We start from the raw sequence: 17,061 nt of genomic DNA, 5'->3' as shown, positions 1-17,061 counted from the left end.
GCTGAACTGGTCCGGCGGCGGCAACCTGCCTCCTAGCCTTGGTATTGCGAGGGTACTGACCGAGCGGGGCCATACGGTCGCGTTCGCGGGCCGTCCCGAAATGGTGCCGCGGGTGAAAGCGGCCGGATTGCGCGCGATCGAGTTTGCTCAAGCCTATGCGCAAGTTGATCGATATCCGCGGGGACATCCGATGAGTCGGGCCGCCTGCTATTTGACGTCTCCCGCCGTCGCCGAGGAGGCGAAGACCATCGTCGAAACCGAAGCGCCCGATCTGATACTGATCGACGGGATGTTTCCGGCGGCGCTCGCGCAAGCCGCTCAATTTGGGTGCCCGGCAATTGCCGTTTGCCACCAATTTTGCTTCCGCATCATCGACCGGTGGCGAAATACAAACAATACGATGCTCAACGGCATGCGCCAGCAGGCTGGATTTCCTGGCCTGCCGGAGCTCGACCGGCTTTGGCTCGGTTGCGACCGCATCATCGTGACGACGCTCGGGGAATTTGACGGCGCCCCGTTGCCGGGCTGGGAGTCGGTTCGCCACGTGGGTCCGGTGCTGGAAGACGAAAAAGTGGCTATTCCCGTTGCACTGCCTTGGCGGGAAGGCGATTCGATTCCCTTGGTGCTGATGAGCTTCTCAACAGGGTTCGAACAGCGCTCGGTTCAAAAGCTCCAGAATGGTCTCGATGCGCTGGCGGATTTGCCAGTCCACGTCGTGGTAACCACCGGCGGCGTTGTTGATCCTGCCGAACTGAAGCCATCCGCCAATGCCGTCATATTCAAGTACGCCGCGCACGATCCGATCCTTCGTGCTGCGGCGCTTTCGATCACCCACGGGGGCCATGGAACCCTGATGCGCTGCCTGGCCCACGGCGTCCCGATGGTCTTGATTCCCGGCCTTGCGCACGATCAGGCGCCCAACGCCGCCATCATGCAGCAATGGGGGACCGGCGTCGCTCTGCCCGGTGATGCAGGAAGCGCTGCAATCCGAGAAGCCGCACAGCAAGTTCTCTCGACCCCGTCTTACCGGCAAAATGCGCAGCTGAGATCGTCGTCGTTGAAAGGCGTCGATGGCGCGGCAAATGCGGCAAACGCGATCGAGGCGGTATTGGCAAGCTCGCCGATCACGGGCGCTAAAGATCGGACAAGCGGGCGGGCTCTGCTATGACCGCTCCTGTGCGGGTTTTTGGACGCCGGTATGAGGACCGCTTCCACGCGCTGTGCCGGCCGGCGTCCAAAAGCGCTAATCCAATGGTTCGGTTCGTACCACTACCGGAAGGCATGCGAGACCCACGCGCCTCTGTTCTGGGAAAGTGAACCACCGCCGAGATTTGCCCACACGCCGCTCGCGAACAGCAAGAGCGCGATACTCAGTCCGATCGTTTGTGTCATTTTCAACTCCGTGTCGGACACACAAGTCCCTTACACCTTAAGGGTTCCGGCGCCCGGTACGAACTGATCGAATAAAGTCGGCGACTTCCGGAAATGGCACATCGAGAAATTTTGCTGCAACGCAAAGCTCAGTCGCCGTCGGCCCTTTATGGGTTCACCTAACAATTTGTCGCGTATGATGGCAAAAAAGACAGTCCAGGCACTCGGCCGTCCCTAAGAAGTGACCTCTGGACACGACCTTGCTGCAATGTCCAAACTCGCCCGGCACGGAGGAGCTGTCCCGATGACCATTATCGATTCCCAGGTCCATGCCTATGAAGCGAACACGTCGAAACGGCCTTGGCAAACTGTGCCGAACTGGCCCGATCGCGTCACCGGTGACGAGATGGTGGCGGCGATGGACAAAGTCGGCGTCGACGGCGCGATCTTCATTTCCGCCTTTTCCATGTACCGCTACGACGCCAGCTATGCCGTGGAAGTGCAACGGGCCCATCCCGGCCGGTTCGCCATCGTCAAGCCGGTCGACCCCGACGATCCCGGTGTGGCCGATGTCGTCGCCGACTGGAAGAACACGCCGGGCGCGGTCGCAATCCGCATCATGCTGACGGCGGAGGCCAGGCGCGCGCCTGATGACCCGGGCCTCGACCGGATCCTGCGCGCGGCCGTTCGCCACGACTTTCCGGTCAACATCCTGTGCTGGGGCAACCTGGAGGCGGGCACTGCGCTGATCGATCGCCATCCCGACGCGCGATTCATCATCGACCATCTGGGCATCCTGCAGCCGCGGGTGCCGCCGGCGCCGCGGGAGCCCTGGACCGACCTGCCGAAGGTGCTGGAACTCGCCAGGCGCCCGAACGCCGTGATCAAGGTCAGCGGTGCCTGCACGCTGTCGCGGGAGCCCTATCCTTTCCCGGATATCTGGGATCCGCTGGGGCGGGTGTTCGATGCCTGGGGTTTCGATCGCTGCCTGTGGGGCACCGACTGGACGCGTGCGTTCGCCGTCGTCAACTACGCGCAGGCCGTCGAGCCCTTCCTTGAGACGGACCGCCTGAGCGACACCGAGCGGGCCATGCTGATGGGCGGCGCCTGCGCCAAGGCCTATGGTTGGTCACCGCAGAAAGGTTAGCACCGGGCAATGGCGTGGAGCGCAGTGATACCCATCATTCATAGTTCATAGCGAAGATGTTTGGTTTCGCGAGGGCTCAGCCCAACCTGCGAAATGCGCGAGCGGTCTAGTCCGATCAGGAAAGGACGGACATCGGCATTCCGTGCGGGCCGGTCCAGTTGGCGACCTCGTCCTGTTTGATGCGTGGGCCTGCGCCTAGTGAATCGGAAACACTACTGGGCTCGCGATGAAGCCATTTTCCGGGGCCGACGAAACTGGGCTGAAACCGAGATCTGCTCCAATGATCGCCGATCGGGCAACGGGTCGGTATGTTGAACATTATCACGGGTTTATTTTATTCCCAGTCTTTCAAAACCTTGGTGTCAGCCGGTTGATTGCAGAAACGCCTTGCGGAACCGGGGCAAGCTCAAAATATCCGATGGCGCTGTTTCAATTCGTGCTTTGACGGTTCATTTGATGGTCAGGCGATATTGCATCTGCGGCAAACTCACGAGCGGAAATTCGCGGCCAGTTGGTAGCGTGAATTGCGTTTTCTCCGAACATGGTGGAGTTGCAGCCATGCTGCACGACCATAACGACGATCATTTAGCCGAGATCTGGCGGAGCGCACAACATCGCCGCACCGAAGATCTCTATTTCTGGTTCACTCATCTGTTCCAAAGACAACTGCATCTCGGCTATTCCGAGCCGCGGTTCCGGCATGCCCGACGTCGAGCCGCTGCATTGCTATCGAAACTTCTGGAGGCGACCCGCGCCGTCTCGCGAACCGGCAACTAGGCGGATCGCAGCAACATGTCGCGCGGATTGCATCCGGGTCGGCTCGCGGGTCGTGCATCGGCGCTCTCCATTCCGGGAACTCGTATTGCTTCGAAGTGCGACCCGAACGGTTGGTGCGAATTTTCGGAGTTCGAATGAGAACCAGACTTGGCATTGCCGCCGGAATTTTCTTAGGCCTTCTTGGCAGCGTAACCGCTCGCGACCTCGATGGCCGCTACGCAAATTCTCCTCTGCATGGCTGGTTCGATCAGCTGGCGAGCGGGAGAGGACCTTGCTGTTCCGTAGCCGACGGTCAAGTCGTTGACGATCCCGATTGGGAATCGATTGACGGGCACTATCGCGTTCGCCTTGAGAACAGATGGCTTGATGTTCCCGATGATGCAGTAATCACCGTCCCGAACCGCGCAGGCCGAACGATGGTCTGGCCATTGGGATCGGAGGATCGCACCTCAATAAGGTGCTTCATGCCTGGCAGCATGAGCTGATTTATCCCCCAGACTTAGACTAAGACTAGGCCCCGGATGACTCCAGGTCCTCAAGAAAGTTTTCCCCGAGCGGCAGGAGCATGCAAAAGACAGCGCCGTGAGGTTCGTTCGGCGTTGCCCATAACCGCCCGCCATGCGCATCGACGATCGAGCGGCAGATCGACAGCCCCATCCCCAAACCGCTGGGCTTGGTCGTATAGAAGGCCTCGAAGATGCGCGCGAGGTTCGCCGGAGGCAGCCCCGGACCCGTATCGCTTACCGCGACAAGCACGCCGCCCGGCTCGGCCTTGCTGGTGCTGATCAGCAACTCGCGCGTTCCCTCCCCGACCTCGCTCATTGCTTCAATGGCGTTCATGATCAAGTTCAGGATCACCTGTTGCAATTGGACTCTGTCGCCGAAAATGTGCGGCAGCCCCTCAGACAGTTGCATCTTCGCCAAAACGCCATGCTCCGACATCGCGGCACGGGTCACTCTCATAATCTCCAAAATTGCTTCGTTAATCTCCAAATCTTCCTTCCGCGCCGGCGCATTTTTGGAGAAATCACGAATCCGGTTCACAATATCGGCGGCCCGCTGGCCGTCGCTGATAATACGGTCGATCGACTGTCTGGTCTTTTCCAGATTTGGCGGCTGACGGGCGAGCCAGCGCACAGCGTTTCCGGCATTCAAAAGCGTGGCGGCGATAGGCTGGTTGACTTCGTGGGCAATGGAGGCCGTGAGTTGGCCCATTGTCGCGACACGGTTCGCGTGCGCCAGCTCTGCCTCGGCGCGCTTTCGCTCGGTCAGGTCGACGATGAAGGCCACGCCCTGGTGTCGGAGTTCGCCGAAGCTCGCCCCGCCCACAAGCACCGGCACACGGCTGCCGTCTTTCCGAAAAAAATCCTTCTCGGAAGGTCTCCAGGTTCCGGTAGAAGCCAACTCCGCCAACAGCCGTTGGTCGGCTTCGGTCCATTCGGGAGGTGTCAAGCCCGCAAAGCTCAGGCGGCCCGAAATGACGTCATCGCGGCTATACCCCACGATACCGAGAAACGCGTCGTTGGCCTCCATGATGCGACGGTCAGGATCGAAAATGCATATGCCGATGATATTTGAGTCGACCAGACGTCGAACCTTGCTCTCCCGTTCCTCAAGTTCGCAATAGGCAACTTGCAGCCTCGCGTACATCTGGTTGAACGCTCCAACCAGACGGTCAAGCTCGTCCGCGGGTCGAGGCTGATGCCGCTCGAGCCGCAGCGGCGCCTGCGAACCGCGAAGATCGTATCCCCTGAGCGACGTTGCTATCGCGGTGAGGTGACGTGTGATCAGCCGGTGGACAAGAAAGAGGATGAAAAAGGAGACGATGAACGTCTTTATCGCCTGACCGACCATGATGACCGCCGCGGTGTCGAGAAGCCGGCGATAGATCCGGTCGAACGTAGCTTCCACCGCGAGAATGCCGAGCAGCTGCTCGGCGCCACGATTCGTATAAAGAATTCTGAATTCCTGCCGCGCGGGCGGGTTGGCCTGGCGGGAGCCGGCGGCCACCGTGAGGGGGACCGCATGATCGGTGGCCTCGCGCAGTTCGACATAGCTTATATCAGGCAGGTGGGAAATCTCCTCGACTTGTAATCGGAGCTGGCGCGCGTCCAGTCGCCAGAGCCCATCGCCAAGACTTTGACGATAGCCGCTATCGATCTCGGACATCCGCAGATCAATGGACTGGACGTCGCGGCGATAGTCGAGGTAGAGCTGCATCATTGTCAGCAGCAGCGTAATCACCGAGCTGAAGAAAAGGACGCGGATGAGAAGGCGCCACCCAATGCCTCTGAGGAGGCCGGGCAGCGAGCACCATACTATCGCTATGCCTCCCGGCGGCGATCCCCGATCGGATTTGCCGTCGTCCTTGCTGGCGTGTGTCGCTTCAGATTGCAAAACTTACCCTGCCGGCGCCAGCCTCGCGCAACTTCCAAAAATTACAACGGCCATGCCCGGTTCGCGTCTATCGGGGAGCCGAGCAAATTGGTACTATCTCACAATTTTGGTTCCCAGACTATCGTGCAAATCTTCGGGCGACGAGGCCCGTCCGCCGCATCGCAGGGAGCAGGCCGGGCGTCACCCGCAAAACCAGCGCGGCACACGCTGGCGATGGATGCGACCTGCCATGGCGAGACTGATCGGGCTCCGAGGCTTTCTATACGTGGCAATTGCCGCCGTCTGGACGCTCGGCGGACGGGCGTCGCCCGCAGAACCATTGAGGCTCGTCACTGATCTTTCTTTGGGTCCCTTCGAGAACTTAAGCGATGACGAAGCGCCGGGATTCAGTGTCGAAGTCCTCAGGCAGGTCTTCGCCGCCATGGGCCAGGACGCCTCCTTCGAGGCCTTCCCCCTGAATCGCAGTTGGACGATGATCGCACGCGGCGAGGCCGACGGAATTTTCAGCAGCTGGCGCAGCAGCGAACGAGAGCGAATCTGTACCTTTCCGGACGAGCCGCTGAAGCAAGAGAGGTGGGTCTTCTTCGTTCGCACGGCCGACATCGGGAAGCTGAAGTTTTCGTCGTTCGACGATCTCGTCGGACACGACGTCGCTGTCCACGGACCAGTCCCTGGCTTGTTCGAACAACCAGTCGTGTCGCCCGAGCTGTGGAAATTCTTGCGCGAGCATCACAATATGGTCGAAACGACCGGCGGCATCGTCAGCCTCCGCTTGCTGGCAGCCGGCCGCGTCGATTACGCGGTCGTGAACCTCACGGGCGGGATGCTGTATATCGCCAGAAAAGGACTATCCGGAAAGATCGAGCCGCTATTGTCCCGCAGCGTGATCGAAGACGGTTATTATGTCTGCTTCAGCAAGGCGCGCGTTTCGCCCTCTCTGGTCGATGCGTTCTCGCGCGCGCTGAGGCAATTCAAGCAGACCGAGGCGTTCCAGGCGATCTACCGCAAATATTTTCCGTGACTTTCTCCCGCGCGATACCGCGACAAGCGACCTGTGCGTCGCCGCAGCTTCCAGCAAAGCGAAAAACGCCGCCAATCCGAGGTCGGCTGCTGGCCCATCGCAACAGCGCGTGCGGATTAGAGCCGATCGGTTCGCGCAAAGCGCGACCCGATCGGCGTAATCCGCCGATACACGTGGTGAGGTGGCTGGTTGCGGCTTCCGCCTTCGCTCTTGGAGCAACCCGCCCTGCGCGCTGGCAAAGTCACGGTTCGACCGCGCATTTGAAGTATCCACCACCTTCGCCCAAGGGGCTTCGTTCGCTGCAGGCGATTCCCGGCACCTCTTGGCCGTGCCGGTCGATGGGGCACCAGCGGCCATCCTGCTTGGCCCAGGCGATGCCGCGAAACGACGGTCGGAAACTGACCCGTTCGTCGTAGATCGGCGGGATGGCGACCTTCCCGGCGGTGTCCATCATTCCCCACTTGCCATGATCACGGTTCCGACGCTTATCATCTCGCACCGCGAAGACGGCTGCGCCGATACACCGGCAGCCGACGCAGCGTTGCTGAGGACGCGGCTGACTACGACCAGATCGGCTCACGGTTACTTTGGCATAGAGGCCGAGGCCGTTGATACCATCGCCAATTTCATCGACAGCAACAGCTCGTAGGGCGGATGGCAGCGCGAGCTTCATCCGCCATTTCACAACAGGAGGCGGCGGGTTACGGCTTCGCCTCCGACCCGCCAAAGCCAGTGCTTGCGCGTTGACTTGTCGCTCGTGTCGATACGCTCTAAGGATACGTCCGGCGGACGTCCACATTGAATCATCATCGCTGCGGGCCTGATCCGCCTTCGAGGGGGGAGACCATGAAGACGCTCGTGATGACCGCAGCCGTGGCGGTCGGTATCGTCATCAATGTTGCAAATGCCGCGCCGCTACCTGAAGCACAGCCGGACGACGTCGGATTCTCGCCACAGGGTCTGGCGCGGCTGGACGATTTCTTCGCCCGCGAAATTCAGGCCAAACGCGTGCCCGGCGCGGTGGTCGCCATCGCCCGCGACGGCAAGCTCGTCCACTACAAGGCCTACGGCCAGCTCGATGCTGCCAAGGGCACGCCGATGCCGCTCGATGCCGTATTCGCCTTGGCGTCGATGACCAAGCCAATGGCGGCGGTCGCCGGCTTGACGCTGATGGAACAAGGCCGCTTGCCGCTGCAAGCCAGGCTCTCGGAATACTATCCGGCGTTCGCCGATATGAAGGTCGGCGTCCCGCAGGCGGATGGCTCGTTGAAGATGGAAACGCAGGCGTCGCCGATCACCATTCATGACCTTTATCGCCACACCTCCGGCCTCATGTATGGCGGACGGCCGGACAGCTCGAGCCCGCTGGTGCGGCTCTATCCCGATGGCATCGCGCCGGCCATCGAGGGCGACACGCAGGCCTTCATCGATCGCATCACCAGGCTGCCGCTGGCGCATCAGCCGGCGACCGAATTCGAATATGGTTTTTCGATCGACGTGTTGGGCGCGGTGATCGAGAAGGTGAGCGAGCAGCGGCTGGGCGATTTTCTTGCTGCGAATGTGTGGAAGCCGCTCGGCATGACAGACGCCACCTTCCACCCCGCCGAGGGGCAGCGCGACCGTCTTGCCCATCCGTTTCCCAAGGACCCGCTCACCGGCAAGCCGCAGGCCATCATGCTCCTCGACACGCCAACGAAGTTCGACTGCGCCGGAGCCTGCGCCTTTGCCACGGTCGGCGACTATTTGCGCTTTGGACAGATGCTGCTCAACGGCGGTGAACTCGACGGCCAGCGCGTTCTTGGCCCCAAGACGGTCCATCACATGATCTCCAACCACCTTGGGCCAGAGATCAAGAACAACGTGGCCAACGTGGAGCCGCATCGCAGTGGCTTTGGTTTTGGCCTCGGGGTGGCCGTCCGTACCGGCGAGGGCCTGTCATCGGTTCCCGGCAACCCGGGCGAATTCACCTGGAATGGCGCCTTCGGCACGCAATTCTTTTGCGACCCGAAGGAACGTCTTGTCGTGGTCGTAGGAACCGCGGCGCCCGGCGAACTGCGGAAGTATTATCGTGAGCAGGTCCAGGACATCATCTATGGCGCGATGGTGCGGTGACGCTCCTTTTCACGGAAAAGCCTGCACTAGATCCGGTGTTTCGGGGCTGTCAATCCCCAAAGAAAAAAATATTTCTGTTTACTTTTTGTTCGAATCGGTTATAGTCACGGCCGTCTCGTCCCAGATGAGGGGCGTATCGCGATCGTCAGACACGCGGGATGGGATGCGGTGGACGCGGCAGCGTCAGGCGTGCGACGGTTCGCAGGGCGGGGGGCGTTATGCCAAGCGTGAGCGAATACCTCGTAAGCAAGACGACGGCGCTGCAGCGTACGGGGAAAACGTGTGGTCCTGGCACCCAAAGCTGGTGTCAAGTCTTCGGAGGTTTCGTTCGGCTCAACCGGGTCGGACAAAACCGTTAATTCGAAGGCGACGGTGGCAAGAGAGCTATCTCGCCGGGGAGAGCGCGTCATAAACCGTAAACCCATTGCGTGGGGAATGCCGGATGTTTCCGGTGCCTCGCTGTTACTCGTGTGCGTCGGCCGTTTTTTTGCACGCGAGGCCGCGGGTGCCTCTGGGCATCGCGGCATTCCCCGCGCCCTCTGTTTCTGAGGGCGATGAGTTTCCTGGCAACAGCCCGGGCGCCTCGCGCCGCGGGACTTTTAGGCGCGTCTGGACTTGCGGATTTCGTCGTGGCCCGGCGACGACGAAAAATGAAATCACGCGCGTGGCTGTTTGAAAAATTTAATCGGAATTTGTAGCGCGCGCAAGCCGCGCCCTGCGAACTCGGCCAAACGTCGCCACCGGCCCTTAAGCCCGCCTTCACACGATCCGCGTCGTCTTGTTGCCCCAGTAGCGGTCGCGCAATAACCGCTTGTAGAGCTTGCCGGTCGGCAGCCGCGGCAGTTCTTTCTCGAAGTCGATCGAGCGCGGCACTTTCTGGCGCGACAGCGTCTGGCTGCAGAAGGCCATCAATTCCTGCGCCAGGGCCTCGCAGGGCTCGACGCCCGGCATCGGCTGCACCACGGCTTTGACTTCCTCGCCGAGATCGGCGTTGGGAACGCCGAAAACCGCGGCGTCGGCGATCTTGGGATGGGTGATCAGGAGGTTCTCGCATTCCTGCGGGTAGATGTTGACGCCGCCGGAAATGATCATGAAGGTGGCGCGATCGGTCAGATAGAGATAGCCGTCACCGTCGACATAGCCGACGTCGCCGACCGTGCTCATGCTGCCGTCCGGCGAACGCGCCTCTTTGGTCTTGTTCGGATCGTTGAAATATTCGAACGGGGTCGCGGTCTTGAACCACACCGTGCCCGGCGTGCCCTCCGGGCATTCCCGCATATTTTCGTCGAGGATATGGAGGTCGCCGAGCAGCACCCGGCCGACGGTGCCGCGATGCGCCAGCCATTGCGCGCTGTCGCAGGCGGTAAAGCCGAGGCCTTCGGTGGCGCCGTAATATTCGTGGATGATCGGTCCCCACCATTTTATCATCTGTTCCTTCACCGCGGCCGGGCAGGGCGCCGCGGCGTGGATCGCGATCTCCAGGGATGACAGGTCGTAGCGCGTCCTTAACCCCTCCGGCAGCTTCAGCATCCGCGAGAACATCGTCGGCACCAGCTGGCTGTGGGTCACGCCCCATTGCTCGACCAGTTGGAGGTAGCGCTCCGGATCGAAATTCTCCATGATGATGGCGGTACCGCCCATCCGGATCGTCAGATTGACGGCGGCCTGCGGCGCCGAATGATAGAGCGGCGCCGGCGACAGATAGATCATGCCTTCGCGGTAGTGCCAGAGCTTTTGCAGGAAGTCGAACAGCGGCAGTTGCTGTGTCGGCGGCTGCTCGGGCAGCTGGCGCAGGATGCCCTTGGGCCGCCCGGTGGTGCCGGACGAATAGAGCATCGCAGTGCCGATGCATTCGTCCGGGATCGGTGTCTTGGGCAGGCCCGCGGTCGCCTGCTGCAGCGAGATGATGCGCTCGCTCTCGGTTGCGCCATCGACCACGAGGCAGAGTTCGACCTTGGGACATTGCTTCAGCGCCTCGCGGGCGATATCGAGCCTGGCCACCGAGGTGATCAGGATACGGGATTCGCTGTTGCCCAGGATGTAGGCGAGTTCGCCGGCCGTCAGGTAGGAATTGACACAGGTGAAATAGAGTCCGGAGCGCTCGCCGGCGCCGCAGGCTTCGAGGTAGCGGCTGTTGTTCTCCATGAAGATGGCATAATGGTCGCTCCGCTTCAGGCCCAGCTTGCGAAACAGGTGCGCCAGGCGATTGTTGCGCGCCTCCAGTTCGGCATAGGTCACGGCCTCGCCGGAGTTTGCCATGATGAAGGCGGGCTGCAGCGGACGCAGATAGGCATGCTTGCCGGTATACATTTTAGCTGATGCTCCTATGCGGCGAGAAGAAGAATCTCGCGAACTTGTGCGGGGCCGTCGATCCGGCGCGGGTTGCGCGGAATCCAGGGCGTTGCCATCGCCTGCGCGGCAATGCGGTCGAAATGTTCAGGCACCACTTTGACCTCGGCCAGGCTGCGCGGCAGGCCGAGGCCGCGGATGAAGCCATCGAGCACGCCGGCGGCATCTTCGCCGGGGTGCCCCATGGCGGAGGCCACCAGCGCCTGCCGCTCGGCATTGTCGGCCTTGTTCCAGCGCATCACCGCGGGCAGCATGACGCAGGACGTATAGCCATGCGGCACGTCATGAACGGCGCCGAGCACATAGCCGATGCCATGGCTGGCGCCCATCGGCACGCCGGCCGACAGCGGCCCCATCGAGAGCCAGGTGCCGATCTGGCAATCCATCCTGGCATCGAGATCACCGGGGTCGGCCTTTACGCGCGGCAGCGCCTGCGCCAGCATGGCGAGTCCCCTCACAGCCTGGGCGTCGGCATAGGGATGGGCTTCGCGCGAGCACAGGCCCTCGACACAATGATCGACGGCGCGGATGCCGGTCGAGAGCCACAGCCATTGCGGCGTATGCACGGTCACGGCGGGATCGAGGATCGCCGCGCGGGGTATCACCAGTGCGTGCCGCAGCATTTCCTTGACGCGGGTGGCCGAATTGGTGACGCCGGCGATGGCGCTGAACTCGCCGCCGGCGATGGTGGTCGGCACGCTGATCTGGCGCACCACCGGCGCCGCCATCGCGGGCGCCGTGCCGTTGTGGACGCGGATTTTGTCGACCTCCTCGATGCGCCGGATGTTGTTGGCGAGGCAAAGCTGCACCGCCTTGGCACCATCGGTGATCGAACCGCCGCCGACGGTGACGATGAGGTCGGCGTTGCAGCCACGGGCCTGCGCGGCGGCGGCGATCACGGCCTCGCGCGGCGTGTGCGGCGGCATCGCGTCGAAGATTTCCACGCAGCGGTTTCCCAGGCGGTCGCGGATCTTCGCGATCTCCTGGGTTGTTCGATGGAGCGTGCCGCTGACCATCAGGAACGCGCGGGAAGCGCCCAGCCGGTCCATCTGCCCGGCCACCGCCTCGGCGGCCGGGTGCCCGAAAACGACTTCGTCCATGGCGCCGAAAACGACGCGCCCCCTGTGCATGACGATGGTCCTCCCCGGGTGTTTTGCTTTTTGCGCAGCGTGGCGGCAATTTAGCGGAGTCAGGGCGAGCAGGGGAACCATAAAGATGAGCCAATCCCATCAGCCGGACGGCTGGTTTTCAATGCCGGCAGCGCCGGTGTATAACATTTTTGCTTGATCGCGGCGGCTTCTTGAACAGACTGGCGGGCGATCCCATCTTGGTCGCCCGATGGGTCGTGCCGGCTGCCGTCGCTCGATTGCGGCAGGAGAGTCAGAGGAGATGCAGGTGAGCGCGACTGAGAGATCGGAGCGTTTGGCTCAAGGCTTGATGTTCGATTTCCACGCTCGCTGTGGCCTCGCCGTTCTGCTCGTCCTGCTCGCCGTCACCCTGTGCGGTTGCGGCGACAAGCCGCAACCGCAGGCCGCGGCCGCGGCGCTGCCCGTCACGGTCGCGCAGCCGGTCAAGCGCACCGTCACGGACTGGGACGAATTCACCGGACGGTTCGACGCGGTGGAAGAGGTGCAGGTTCGCGCCCGGGTCGGCGGCTTCGTCACCAATGTCGAGTTCCGCGACGGCGCCTTCGTCAATACCGGCGACCTCTTGTACATCATCGATGCCCGCCCGTTCGAGGCGGTCGCCGAGCAGGCGGACGGCCAGCTGTCGGACGCCCGCGCCAAGGCCGAACTCGCCAGGCGCGAACTCGACCGTGGCCTGACACTCGTTCAAACCCAGGCGGTCTCCGAGTCCATCGTCGACCAGCGCCGCCAGGCCCTGCAGGCGGCCAAGGCCGCGGAGATGCAGGCCGAAGGCGCGCTCAAGGCGGCCCAGCTCAATATCGAATTTTCCCATGTGATCGCCCCGATCGGCGGACGGGTAAGCCGCCATCTCGTCAGCATCGGCAATCTCGTGCAGGGCAGCGACAACGGCGGCGGCACGCTCCTGACCTCAATCGTCTCGCTCGATCCGATCTACGTCTATTTCGACATCGATGAGGCGACCTATCTCAAATACAACCGATTGTTTTTCGCGGGCAAGCGCCCGAGTTCGCGCGAAACCGCAAATCCGGTACAGGTGACGCTGACTGGCGAGACCAAGCCGTCACACGATGGCAAGATGGATTTCCTCGACAACCGGTTGGACGTCTCGACCGGCACGCTGCGCGCGCGGGCGCTGATCCCGAACAAGGATTTTTCCATTCTGCCGGGGCAATTCGGCCGCGTCCGGTTGATCGGAAGCGCGCCCTATGAGGCGCTGCTGCTGCCGGATACGGCGATCGCCACCGATCAGTCGCGCAAGATCGTTTTCGTGGTCAAGGCCGACGACACCGTGGAGGCGCGCCCCGTCGTCCTCGGGCCCCTCGACGATGGCTTGCGGGTGATCCGCGAAGGATTGAAACCGGAGGACCGCGTCATCGTCGAGGGCCTGCAGCGCGCGCGGGTCGGCGCCAAAGTTTCGCCGCATCCGGCCGCGACCGGTAGCAAGACATGAATCTCGGCCGGCTTTCCATCAATCAGCCGATCCTGGCGATGGTGCTGTCGATCGTGCTGTTGATCGTCGGCGCCATTGCCTACACCACGCTGCCGGTCGCGGAATATCCGCAAGTGGTGCCGCCGACCGTCGTCGTCACCACGCAATATCCCGGCGCTTCCGCGCAAACCGTTTCCGACACCGTCGCGGCGCCGATCGAGCAGCAGATCAATGGCGTCGAGGACATGCTGTATCTCTACAGCCAGGCGACCTCGAACGGCCAGCTCACCATCACCGTCACCTTCAAGCTCGGCACCGATCTCGACAAGGCCCAGGTGCTGGTACAGAACCGGGTCGCGATCGCGCAGCCGCAATTGCCCGACGAGGTGCAGCGCAACGGCGTCGTCACCCGCAAGAACAGCCCGGACATTTTGATGGTGGTGTTCATGCTGTCGCCCGACGACAGCTTCGACCAGCTCTATATCAGCAACTACGCGCTGCTGCAGGTGCGCGACCAGCTGCTCCGGCTCGACGGCATCGGCGACATCCAGATTTTCGGCGCGCGCGATTATTCGATGCGGCTGTGGCTCGATCCCGACAAGATCGCCAATCTCGGCCTGACCGCGGGCGACGTGCTGGCGGCGATCAGGGCCCAGAACCTGCAGATCACCGGCGGCCAGCTCGCCGCGCCGCCGATCGCGGACCGGGCATTCCAGCCCAATCTCTCCTTCACCGGCCGCCTGACGGATCTCCGGCAGTTCGAAGACATTCTCGTCAAAGCCGGTGCAGACGGCCGGACCGTGCGGCTGCGCGACGTGGCGCGGATCGAATTGGGGGCCCTGGACTACAGCACCAACAGCTTCCTGCTGCGAAAAACCGCCGTGGCGATGCTGGTGACCCAGCGCCCCGGTTCGAACGCGCTGGCCACGGCGAAGAATATTTCCGACGCCATGGTCAGGCTCAAGGCCAGTTTCCCCAAGGGACTGGACTACAATATCGGCTACAATCCGACCGAGTTCATTGCGCAGTCCGTCAGCGAGCTGATCAAGACGATCTATGAGGCGATGGGCCTCGTCGTCATCGTGGTGCTGGTGTTCCTGCAGGGCTGGCGTCCGGCCATCATCCCGATCGTGGCGATCCCGGTATCGCTGATCGGCACCTTCGCGGCGATGGCGGCGCTCGGTTTTGCCATCAACAACCTGACCCTGTTCGGCCTCGTGCTCGCGGTCGGCATCGTGGTCGACGACGCGATCGTGGTGGTCGAAAATGTCGAGCGGCATCTTCGTGACGGCATGAGCCGGAAGGATGCGGCGCTGCGCACCATGGAGGAAGTCGGCGGCGCGCTGGTTTCGATCGCGCTGGTATTGTGCGCGGTGTTTGTGCCGACCGCCTTCCTCGGCGGCATTTCGGGCCAGTTTTTCCAGCAATTCGCGATCACCATCGCGGTCGCGACCGCGATCTCCTGCTTCTGCTCGCTGACGCTCTCGCCCGCTTTGGCCTCGCTGATCCTGCAGCCGCATGCGGACAAGCGGCCGCCGGCCCGCTGGAATCTGATCGGGCGCGGCTGGGAGAAATTCACCGGCTTCTTCAACCGCGGCTTTGACCGGCTGTCGCATGGCTATGGCGGCGTCGCCGGCTTTGTGATCCGGCATTCCGCGGTCATGCTGCTGATTTACGTGGCCTTGATCGGCAGCGCCGGATGGCTGCTCGTGACGACGCCGCAAGGGTTTATTCCGGCGCAGGACCGTGGCTACATCATCGTCTCCGTGCAATTGCCCGGCGCGGCCTCGCTGGCGCGCACCACCGAGATCGTGCGGAAAATCGAAAACATCGCGCTCGACACGCCCGGCATCGTGCGCGTCGCGGTCTTTGCCGGGTTGTCCGGCGCGACCCGCACCCAGTCCAGCAATGCCGCGGCGCTGTTTCCGGTGTTCGAAGAACCGGAAGTGCGCCTGAAGAAGGGCCTGTCGGCCGCCAGGATCACCGGCGAACTGCGCAAGCGGCTGTCGGCGCTGGAGGGCGCTTTCATCATCGTGATTCCGCCGCCCTCGATACCCGGCATCGGCACCGGCGGCGGTTTTGCGATGCGCATCCAGGATCGGCAGGGCCGTGGCCCGGAATTGCTGGCGGCGGCAACCGACGATCTGGTGGCCGCGGCGCGCAAGGCGCCGGGGCTGACCGCGGTGTTTTCGCCCTATACCGCCAACACGCCGCAGGTGTTCGTCGATATCGACCGGATCAAGGCGCAAAAGCTTGGCGTGCCGATCGCGAACGTGACCGAGGCGATCGAGACCTATTTCGGCTCGGCCTATGTCAACGACTTCAATATTCTCGGCCGCACCTATCACGTCACCGCGCAGGCCGATCTGCCGTTCCGCAAAGAGACCGCCGACCTCGCCCGCCTGCGCACCCGCAATGCCCAGGGCGACATGGTGCTGCTCGGCAGCGTGGTGGATTTCAAGGACATCTCGGGGCCGGACCGCGTCGCGCGTTACAATCTTTATACCGCCTCCGAACTGCAGGGCGATACGCTTCCGGGAACCAGTTCGGCGACCGCCATCGCCACCATGAAGCGGCTGGCAGACGAGACGCTGCCGAGCGGCTTTTCCTACGACTGGACCGACCTGTCCTATCAGCAGGTTACCGGCGCCAATCAAGGCCTGTATGTATTTCCGATCTGCGTGCTGTTCGTGTTCCTGGTGCTGGCGGCGCAATATGGCAGCTGGAGCCTGCCGTTCGCCGTCATCCTGATCGTGCCGATGTGCCTGTTGGCCGCGACCATCGGGGTGCGGATCATGGGCCAGGACGTCAACATCCTGACCCAGATCGGTTTTGTGGTTCTGGTCGGCCTCGCCGCCAAGAATGCCATTCTGATCGTGGAGTTTGCCCGCGACATCGAACACGAGGGCCGCGATCGGCTGGAGGCCGTCATCGAGGCTTGCCGCTTGCGGCTGCGTCCGATCCTGATGACATCGTTTGCCTTTATTCTCGGCGTGCTGCCGCTGGTGGTTTCCACCGGCTCGGGATCGGAGATGCGTCAGGCGGTCGGCGTCGCCGTGTTTTTCGGCATGCTGGGTGTGACGCTGTTCGGATTGGTGTTCACGCCGATCTTCTACATGATCGTGCGTAACCTGGCCGATGGATCGCACCGCAAGGTTGAGAAGCCGGTGGGATAGCAGGCACAATTTGCCATATTCGCAACAGGACCTTCGGGAGACGCACGGATGAAATCGGGGTTTATGAGATCGGGTGTGTTTTCGGCGACCATTGCCGGATTTGGACTTTTTTTCGCCGCGCCGGCATTCGCGCA

The 17,061-nt window shown here is 62.4% G+C and carries 13 protein-coding genes; 9 read left to right on the top strand and 4 right to left on the bottom strand.

What is annotated here, in order from left to right:
• Positions 1-112: 112 nt before the first annotated feature.
• The 5 genes from ABSG20_RS01495 to ABSG20_RS01475 all read left to right on the top strand — a co-directional run bounded on the left by ABSG20_RS01495 (position 113) and on the right by ABSG20_RS01475 (position 3,780).
• The gene (locus tag ABSG20_RS01495) at positions 113-1,168 is read left to right on the top strand and encodes a glycosyltransferase (RefSeq protein ID WP_423862704.1); all 1,056 of its coding nucleotides are present in this window, start codon (positions 113-115) and stop codon (positions 1,166-1,168) included.
• A gap of 507 nt (positions 1,169-1,675) precedes the next feature.
• The gene (locus ABSG20_RS01490; RefSeq protein ID WP_423862703.1) at positions 1,676-2,518 is read left to right on the top strand and encodes an amidohydrolase family protein; all 843 of its coding nucleotides are present in this window, start codon (positions 1,676-1,678) and stop codon (positions 2,516-2,518) included.
• A gap of 280 nt (positions 2,519-2,798) precedes the next feature.
• Positions 2,799-2,963, top strand: coding sequence for a hypothetical protein (locus tag ABSG20_RS01485; protein WP_423862702.1), 165 nt, complete (start codon positions 2,799-2,801; stop codon positions 2,961-2,963).
• Between the two features lie 113 nt (positions 2,964-3,076).
• Entirely contained in the window at positions 3,077-3,295 is a 219-nt protein-coding gene (locus tag ABSG20_RS01480) for a hypothetical protein (RefSeq protein ID WP_423862701.1), read from the top strand.
• A 134-nt stretch (positions 3,296-3,429) separates the two neighbouring features.
• Positions 3,430-3,780 carry a hypothetical protein gene (locus ABSG20_RS01475; protein ID WP_423862727.1) on the top strand — a complete coding sequence of 117 codons (351 nt, stop codon included), beginning with the start codon at positions 3,430-3,432 and terminating at the stop codon, positions 3,778-3,780.
• Positions 3,781-3,805: 25 nt separating this feature from the next.
• Here the strand turns inward: ABSG20_RS01475 and ABSG20_RS01470 are convergent, their stop codons facing one another.
• Entirely contained in the window at positions 3,806-5,692 is a 1,887-nt protein-coding gene (locus ABSG20_RS01470) for a sensor histidine kinase (RefSeq protein WP_423862700.1), read from the bottom strand.
• Here ABSG20_RS01470 and ABSG20_RS01465 point away from each other — a divergent pair.
• Positions 5,664-6,713, top strand: coding sequence for a substrate-binding periplasmic protein (locus ABSG20_RS01465; protein WP_423862699.1), 1,050 nt, complete (start codon positions 5,664-5,666; stop codon positions 6,711-6,713). The two genes, ABSG20_RS01470 and ABSG20_RS01465, sit on opposite strands and share 29 nt — an antisense overlap.
• Before the next feature lie 241 nt (positions 6,714-6,954).
• Here the strand turns inward: ABSG20_RS01465 and ABSG20_RS01460 are convergent, their stop codons facing one another.
• Positions 6,955-7,386: a WG repeat-containing protein gene (locus ABSG20_RS01460; RefSeq protein WP_423862698.1), complete on the bottom strand. Its 432-nt coding sequence runs from the start codon at positions 7,384-7,386 to the stop codon at positions 6,955-6,957.
• A gap of 173 nt (positions 7,387-7,559) precedes the next feature.
• Between ABSG20_RS01460 and ABSG20_RS01455 the strand changes: the two genes are divergently transcribed.
• Positions 7,560-8,825, top strand: a complete 1,266-nt coding sequence (locus ABSG20_RS01455) for a serine hydrolase domain-containing protein (RefSeq protein WP_423862697.1) — start codon at positions 7,560-7,562, stop codon at positions 8,823-8,825.
• 759 nt (positions 8,826-9,584) lie between these two features.
• On the opposite strand, the gene ABSG20_RS01450 is transcribed toward ABSG20_RS01455, so the two are convergent.
• Positions 9,585-11,135, bottom strand: a complete 1,551-nt coding sequence (locus tag ABSG20_RS01450; RefSeq protein WP_423862696.1) for an AMP-binding protein — start codon at positions 11,133-11,135, stop codon at positions 9,585-9,587.
• Positions 11,136-11,149: 14 nt separating this feature from the next.
• On the bottom strand, positions 11,150-12,304 hold the full coding sequence (locus ABSG20_RS01445; protein ID WP_423862695.1) for an iron-containing alcohol dehydrogenase: 1,155 nt from the start codon (positions 12,302-12,304) through the stop codon (positions 11,150-11,152).
• A gap of 307 nt (positions 12,305-12,611) precedes the next feature.
• Between ABSG20_RS01445 and ABSG20_RS01440 the strand changes: the two genes are divergently transcribed.
• Entirely contained in the window at positions 12,612-13,772 is a 1,161-nt protein-coding gene (locus tag ABSG20_RS01440; RefSeq protein WP_423862726.1) for an efflux RND transporter periplasmic adaptor subunit, read from the top strand.
• On the top strand, positions 13,769-16,927 hold the full coding sequence (locus ABSG20_RS01435; RefSeq protein ID WP_423862694.1) for an efflux RND transporter permease subunit: 3,159 nt from the start codon (positions 13,769-13,771) through the stop codon (positions 16,925-16,927). Before ABSG20_RS01440 ends, ABSG20_RS01435 begins: the two co-directional genes overlap by 4 nt.
• Positions 16,928-17,061: the final 134 nt, after the last annotated feature.

Source organism: Bradyrhizobium sp. (genome assembly GCF_049512235.1).
Taxonomy (GTDB): Bacteria; Pseudomonadota; Alphaproteobacteria; order Rhizobiales; family Xanthobacteraceae; genus Bradyrhizobium.
The sequence above is the reverse complement of the archived record's forward strand: the minus strand, read 5'-3'. Positions and strand labels throughout refer to the sequence as shown.

What these genes read in the sequence shown, in the direction of transcription:
- ABSG20_RS01490 (WP_423862703.1), top strand. Translation starts at nt 1,676, where the DNA reads ATGACCATTATCGATTCCCAGGTCCATGCCTATGAAGCGAACACGTCG.
- ABSG20_RS01485 (WP_423862702.1), top strand. Translation starts at nt 2,799, where the DNA reads ATGATCGCCGATCGGGCAACGGGTCGGTATGTTGAACATTATCACGGG.
- ABSG20_RS01480 (WP_423862701.1), top strand. Translation starts at nt 3,077, where the DNA reads ATGCTGCACGACCATAACGACGATCATTTAGCCGAGATCTGGCGGAGC.
- ABSG20_RS01475 (WP_423862727.1), top strand. Translation starts at nt 3,430, where the DNA reads ATGAGAACCAGACTTGGCATTGCCGCCGGAATTTTCTTAGGCCTTCTT.
- ABSG20_RS01460 (WP_423862698.1), bottom strand. Translation starts at nt 7,386, where the DNA reads ATGAAGCTCGCGCTGCCATCCGCCCTACGAGCTGTTGCTGTCGATGAA.
- ABSG20_RS01455 (WP_423862697.1), top strand. Translation starts at nt 7,560, where the DNA reads ATGAAGACGCTCGTGATGACCGCAGCCGTGGCGGTCGGTATCGTCATC.
- ABSG20_RS01450 (WP_423862696.1), bottom strand. Translation starts at nt 11,135, where the DNA reads ATGTATACCGGCAAGCATGCCTATCTGCGTCCGCTGCAGCCCGCCTTC.
- ABSG20_RS01445 (WP_423862695.1), bottom strand. Translation starts at nt 12,304, where the DNA reads ATGCACAGGGGGCGCGTCGTTTTCGGCGCCATGGACGAAGTCGTTTTC.
- ABSG20_RS01440 (WP_423862726.1), top strand. Translation starts at nt 12,612, where the DNA reads ATGTTCGATTTCCACGCTCGCTGTGGCCTCGCCGTTCTGCTCGTCCTG.
- ABSG20_RS01435 (WP_423862694.1), top strand. Translation starts at nt 13,769, where the DNA reads ATGAATCTCGGCCGGCTTTCCATCAATCAGCCGATCCTGGCGATGGTG.